Below are 6023 nucleotides of genomic sequence, written 5' to 3'. Positions count from 1 at the left end.
GGCAAAAAACGGATTGGCATCAAACTAGAATATGTAGAAAAACCAATTCATCGAAAGGACGGCTACAGCTATGCGTGAAAAGTACCCAAACGGGAAGAAATGTCTAGATGTGTCCAGAAAATAGCAAACAGCTTCTAACCCTTAGATCCAATTCAAACCAATGACCAATGACCAATGACCCAAACATTACTAATTACGGGTACAAATACCGATGCGGGTAAAACAGTATTAACCACGGCTCTCGCCGCTTATTGGCAAACCTATTATCCGCAAAAACGTCTGGGAATTTTCAAGCCGATGCAAACGGGAACCGGGGATTGGGAACATTATCACCAGCAATTCAACCTGGATCAAACCCCTCAAGAGATTGCCCCGTTACAATTTAGCCACCCTGTCGCCCCACCAGTCGCGGCGGAACGGGAAGGACGATCGATAGAATTAAAAGGAGTCTGGCAGGCATTGAATCGCCTCCAGCAGCAACGGGATGTTGTTTTAGTAGAAGGACTAGGGGGACTGGGTTCACCTGTAACCCATGAGTTAACCGTGGCGGATATCGCCAGAGATTGGAAATTACCGAGTGTCATTGTGGTGCCTGTGGCGCTGGGCGCGATCGCACAAACCGTAGCAACTGTCGCCTTAGCGCGTCAGTCGGGCGTTCGCCTTAAAGGAATTGTCCTCAATTGTGTTCAGCCTCGTTCAGCACAAGAGATTGCTGATTGGACTCCCATTGAGTTGATTCAGTCACTGACACAGGTTCCCATTTTAGGCATCCTGCCCCACGTAGCTGATCCCACTGATCTGAGCAAACTGGCTCAAGTGGCATCTGAGTTAGACATAGAGCAATTGTTCTAATGTAACGGAAAATCCTGGTGTTGTTTTAAGAATTAAATCAAATCGGTTGAAATAGCTGAATTTCTGTAACAGGTATATCAACATCATGGCGAATATCAAGGAAAATTAGAGAACTACCGCTTATTTTTTTCCAGGTAATCACCCATTCCCCATAATTCCTTGGGTCATCTACGTGACGTATTCTCTTGATCAATCCCCGATCAAGTAGCTTGACATTTAATAATTTAAGCCAACCTAGTCCACACTAGGGCTAATGACTCATCACAAATGACTAATAACAAATGAAAAATGATAACCTTAACGTCTGCGATTGACCACCATCCGCTGACGGTTACACCAGACACCTGTCTGAGTGATGTCATCGCGCTCCTAAATCTAAGAACCCACACCTGTCCATTCCCCGATGGGACAGGATTGTTGGGTTCAAGTCATGGTAAGGGAATGGGTGGGAACTGTGTCTTAGTCATAGAAGACGAGCAGTTAGTGGGAATGCTAACGTCGCGGGATTTGGTTCAAATTGTCGCAGCGGAAAGCACATTAGAAAATCTTCATGTTGCTGAAGTGATGACTCAGCAAGTGATTACGCTGAAGCAATCCGAGTTGCGGGATGGTTTCAAAATGCTGAATTTATTCGAGTGCCATGATATTCGTCACTTACCCGTTGTCAATGATGAAAATCAATTGGTAGGAGTTATCACACCTGAGAGTCTGCATCACCTTCTGCCATCAACTGAATTGTTGAAAAGCCGTCGAGTAGCAGAATTGATCACACGGGAAGTTGTTGACGTTTCTCCCACAACCTCTGTGCTAACTGTAGCGCAACGCATGGCAGAGGATAGAGTTAATTATGTAGTCATTGCAGAACAACAGGAAAACAGCATTTATGAGCGGATAGTGTCATCAAATCCAGTCGATTCAAGACCATTTTTATTCCCCATCGGTATCATTACTGAACGAGATATTGTCCAATTTCAGGCATTGGAACTCGATTTCAACTTGCCAGCTTATACACTGATGAGTTTTCCCCTATTGTGTGTGAATCCAGAAGAGTCGTTATGGACAGCTTATCAGAAAATGCAGCAGTGGCGAGTACAGCAATTAGGAGTCTGTAGTCATCAAGGAGAACTGTTGGGTATGGTGACTCAAACCAGTATTCTACAAACCCTTGACCCAGCCCAGTTGTATGGCGTTATTCAAGACTTGCAGCAGCAACTGAGTCAACAGCGTCAAATTATTTCCTCACTCCAAGCTGAAAATCGACATCTGCGACAAAATAGCGATGAGGGAGATAGGGAAGCTGGGGGAGCTGGGGGAGCTGGGGGAGCTGGGGAAGCTGGGAAAATTTGGGATCAAGTGACCCCCATGGAACTGAGGGAGTGCCAACAAACGCAAGGGATTCTGCAAACTTTAAACCGTATCCTCAAAACTCTCAGTGAATCCCACCGAATATTGATGAGTGCCACCCAGGAATCTGAGTTATTCCAGAAGATTTGTTGTCTGATTGTGGAGGTAGGGGCGTATCGGGGTGCTTGGGTTGGCTTGACAACTGACGATACGTGCCAAACAGTGCAACCTGTAGCTGGGTTTGAAGCGTTAAAGAATGCAGAAGACAGAAAAGATCAGACGGAAGAGTATGAACTAAATAATTCTGAGAATAAGCAGTATCTAGAACGATTTGTTATGCCTGAGTTTAACCCATTCTCAGGTGAATCTCCTGTTGATAGCGTTTGGCAAACTGGACAACCGATAGTTTGTCGCCATATTCAGACTGATCCAAAGTTTACATCCTGGCGATCGCACGCTTTACAACAAGGGTATGGAGCGTTGATTATTCTACCGTTACAGGTTAAAGATCAACCATTGGGTGTGTTAACTATCTATGCCGTGAACTCCGGCTCATTTGTACCAGAAGAGGTGCAGTTATTGAAAGAATTAGCTAATGATTTAGCCTCTGGTATTGAGGGGTTACGCACCCACCTTGCCCGTGAACAAGCCGAAGCTGAATTATGTCAGTTAAATCAAGAACTCGAAAGTCGGGTACAACAGCGCACGGCTCAACTTCGACAGGAAATTCAGGAACGTGAAGGGATAGAAGCGTCATTACAACAAGAGTTTGATCTATTATCCCGTGTTATGGAAACCAGTCCTGTGGGGATCATTTGGGTGAATCCTCAGGGACAAATTATGCTGATTAATCATCAAGCGGAACAGATTTTAGGTTTGCGGTCAGAAGATATTCACCCAGATGATCAAGATAAGCTGACTGGGTATCATCAGGATGAGTTAAGGAATTCAATTGGGGATAAACAGTTACCGTTCTGGCATTTGGTAAAAAAGGCTCAGACTGTTAATGACTTGCGCTATACCATTGAACGAGATGATGGGCGGCGAGTATTACTGTCAATTAACGGAACATCTTTATTTAACCAAGCGGGTCAGTTAAAGGGTGTCGTATTTGCGATCGATAATGTCACCGAGCGAGTAAAAGCAGAGGAGGAACTGCGACAAAGCGAAGAACGATTTCGGACGGTTGCTAACTTTACGTATGACTGGGAATATTGGCTGAATCCGGAAGGTAAGTTTCTCTATGTTTCTCCTTCCTGTGAACGGATTACTGGGTATAATGCTGATGATTTTCTCCAGAACGCCAGTTTATTAGAGTCGATTATCTATCCAGAGGATCGAGAAAATTTTGTTCAACATGGGTGTGCTACTGCGGTAAATCAGAGGGTGTCAGGAATTGATTTTCGCATCCTAACTAAAACCGGAGAGTTGCGTTGGATCTCTCATATTTGCCAATCTGTACATAGTGCTGAGGGGCGTTGGTTGGGGATACGAGCGAGTAATCGGGATATTACCGAACGCAAACAAGCTGAGGAAGCGTTGCGAGAGAGTGAGAAACGTTTCCGGAGTATGTTTGATCAAGTTGCTGTCGGCATTGTCCAAGCGACGTTATCGGGTCAGTTTCTGTGGTTTAATCAAAAGTTTACTGACTTAGTGCAGTATAGTGCAGAGGAACTGCAAAACAAGACGTGCAAAGACATTACTCACCCCGATGATGTTGACCAGGAACTCACTTGTTTGAATCAGTTATTGGCAGGAGAAATTGACACCTTCTCCCGTGAAAAACGCTATATTCGTAAAGATAGATCTGAGGTCTGGGTGAATTTGAGTGGGTCGCTGATCCGCAATAGTCAGGGTGAACCGAAATCTTATATTGGCGTAGTGCAAGATATCAGCGATCGCAAACAGGCACAAGCGGATTTGCAGAGGCTGAATCAGCAACTAACAGGGCGGGTGAATGAACTGGGTAGCCGCAACCGAGAAATGGTGTTACTAGGGGAATTGAGTGACTTTCTCCAAGCCTGTTTAACGGTTGATGAGGCATATCAAGCGATCGCGACTTTGGTTGCTCCCTTATTTCCGGGAAGTTCAGGGGGAGTGTTTGTAATTAATCCCTCTGAGAATTGGGTAGAAGCCATGGCGACTTGGGGAACCGCTTTGGCGAGTCAGACGCTGTTTTCGCCGAAATCGTGTTGGGCATTACGTCGGGGACGCCCCCATTTGGTAACCCAGCCTCAATCCGGTTTACGCTGTCCCCATATTCACTCCGATAGTTCTCCTTTAGAATCCTTTTGTGTGCCAATGATGGCACAGGGAAAAGCGTTAGGAATTTTATATATTAGTTCGCCACAAGGGGGACAATTAACCGAGGCAAAACAACGGTTAGCCCTAACGGTGGCTGAACATTTAGCTCTGTCGTTAGCGAATTTGAAATTACGGGAAACCCTGTCTCAACAAAGTATTCGAGATGCACTGACTGGACTATTTAATCGGCGTTATATGGAAGAGTCTCTAGAGCGGGAAATTCATCGAGCGCAACGTCATCAACAACCGATGGGAATTATTATGGTAGATATTGATCATTTTAAGCATTTTAACGACACCTTTGGTCATGAAGCCGGAGATGTTGTGTTACGAGAATTAGGCTTATTTTTGCAACGAAGTATTCGGGCTTCGGATATTGCCTGCCGTTATGGGGGTGAGGAGTTAATTCTGATTTTGCCCGATGCTTCACTGGCTGATACTAAGCAACGGGCGGAGCAAATTCGCCAAGATGTTAAGGGGTTGCAGATCGAGTATCACCATCAACCCTTAGACACGATCGCGATTTCTGTGGGTGTGGCGGCGTTTGCGGAACATGGTTCCACGGCGGAGGAACTAATTGCGACGGCGGATCGGGCGCTTTACCAAGCCAAAGCCCAAGGGCGCGATCGCGTGGTTACAGCAGATGGCTAGCACCATTGTAGAGACGTTGCATGCAACGTCTCTACATAAATGATGTGTCCTAACCGCTATGGCGGTTGCTATATATCATGTCCTAACGATTGCCCATAATGGCAATGCTGCAATAACAGGGGGTTCAGGTGTTTGTATTAGGGGTGTTTGACCAGACATGATATTAGTAGACTACAGACGATGATTGTGCTGAAAAGCAAACCGATACAATATTGATTCTATGTCTATGTACGCTATTATCTCACGAGAAAAAATTCAGCTTCCACCAGGAACCGTAGTGCGCCTATTAGGTTCTTGGCAAGACTATCAAACCTTATGCCAAAGCCGGGGAGATGTAGCGATTCCTCGGATCAAGTACCACGATGGAGAAATTATACTGATGTCTCCCCTGCCCAAACATGGACGCGAGGCTAGTATTTTAGCCGATGTGGTTAAAGCGTTACTAGATTCCCAAAACCGCAATTATGAAGCCTTCACGCCAATCACAATGGAATTGCCGGAAGTCGGGGGAATTGAGCCAGACTACTGTTTTTATATTGACCACTGGCGAGCTGTAGTTGGGCGCGATCGCTTGCAGTGGGGTACTGATCCTGCCCCGGATCTGGTTCTTGAAATTGATGTTACCAGCTATACCAATGCTAATGATTATTTGCCCTTTCAAGTACCAGAGATTTGGTTGCTGAAAAGAAGTCGGCTTATTATTTATGGTTTAGAGGATAATGCCTATAAACAGCAAAGTTTTAGCCGTTACTTTCCTGGCGCTAATGTACAAACAATAGTCAGCCAATGTTTAGCCGCGTCTCGTGAATATGGGACGGGAATTACGCTGCGAAACTTGCGCCAGCAGTTGTCTGAGCAAGGATGAGTAGAAT

Annotated in this window: 3 protein-coding genes; all 3 read left to right on the top strand. The window is 45.4% G+C overall.

Features of this window, described 5'->3' with window-relative positions; genetic code table 11:
* The first annotated feature begins 174 nt into the window (after window positions 1-174).
* Window positions 175-852 carry a dethiobiotin synthase gene (bioD, locus tag RIC07_RS22520; protein WP_446396469.1) on the top strand — a complete coding sequence of 226 codons (678 nt, stop codon included), beginning with the start codon at window positions 175-177 and terminating at the stop codon, window positions 850-852.
* A 288-nt stretch (window positions 853-1140) separates the two neighbouring features.
* Window positions 1141-5151, top strand: coding sequence for a PAS domain S-box protein (locus RIC07_RS22515; protein ID WP_446396468.1), 4011 nt, complete (start codon window positions 1141-1143; stop codon window positions 5149-5151).
* A gap of 226 nt (window positions 5152-5377) precedes the next feature.
* Window positions 5378-6016 carry a Uma2 family endonuclease gene (locus tag RIC07_RS22510; protein ID WP_446396472.1) on the top strand — a complete coding sequence of 213 codons (639 nt, stop codon included), beginning with the start codon at window positions 5378-5380 and terminating at the stop codon, window positions 6014-6016.
* The last annotated feature ends 7 nt before the right edge of the window (window positions 6017-6023 follow it).

The sequence above is a fragment of the Coleofasciculus sp. E1-EBD-02 genome, from assembly GCF_040218245.1.
Classification (GTDB): domain Bacteria; phylum Cyanobacteriota; class Cyanobacteriia; order Cyanobacteriales; family Coleofasciculaceae; genus Coleofasciculus.
Note: the sequence above shows the minus strand (reverse complement) of the source record. Positions and strands in the feature narration are given on the sequence as shown.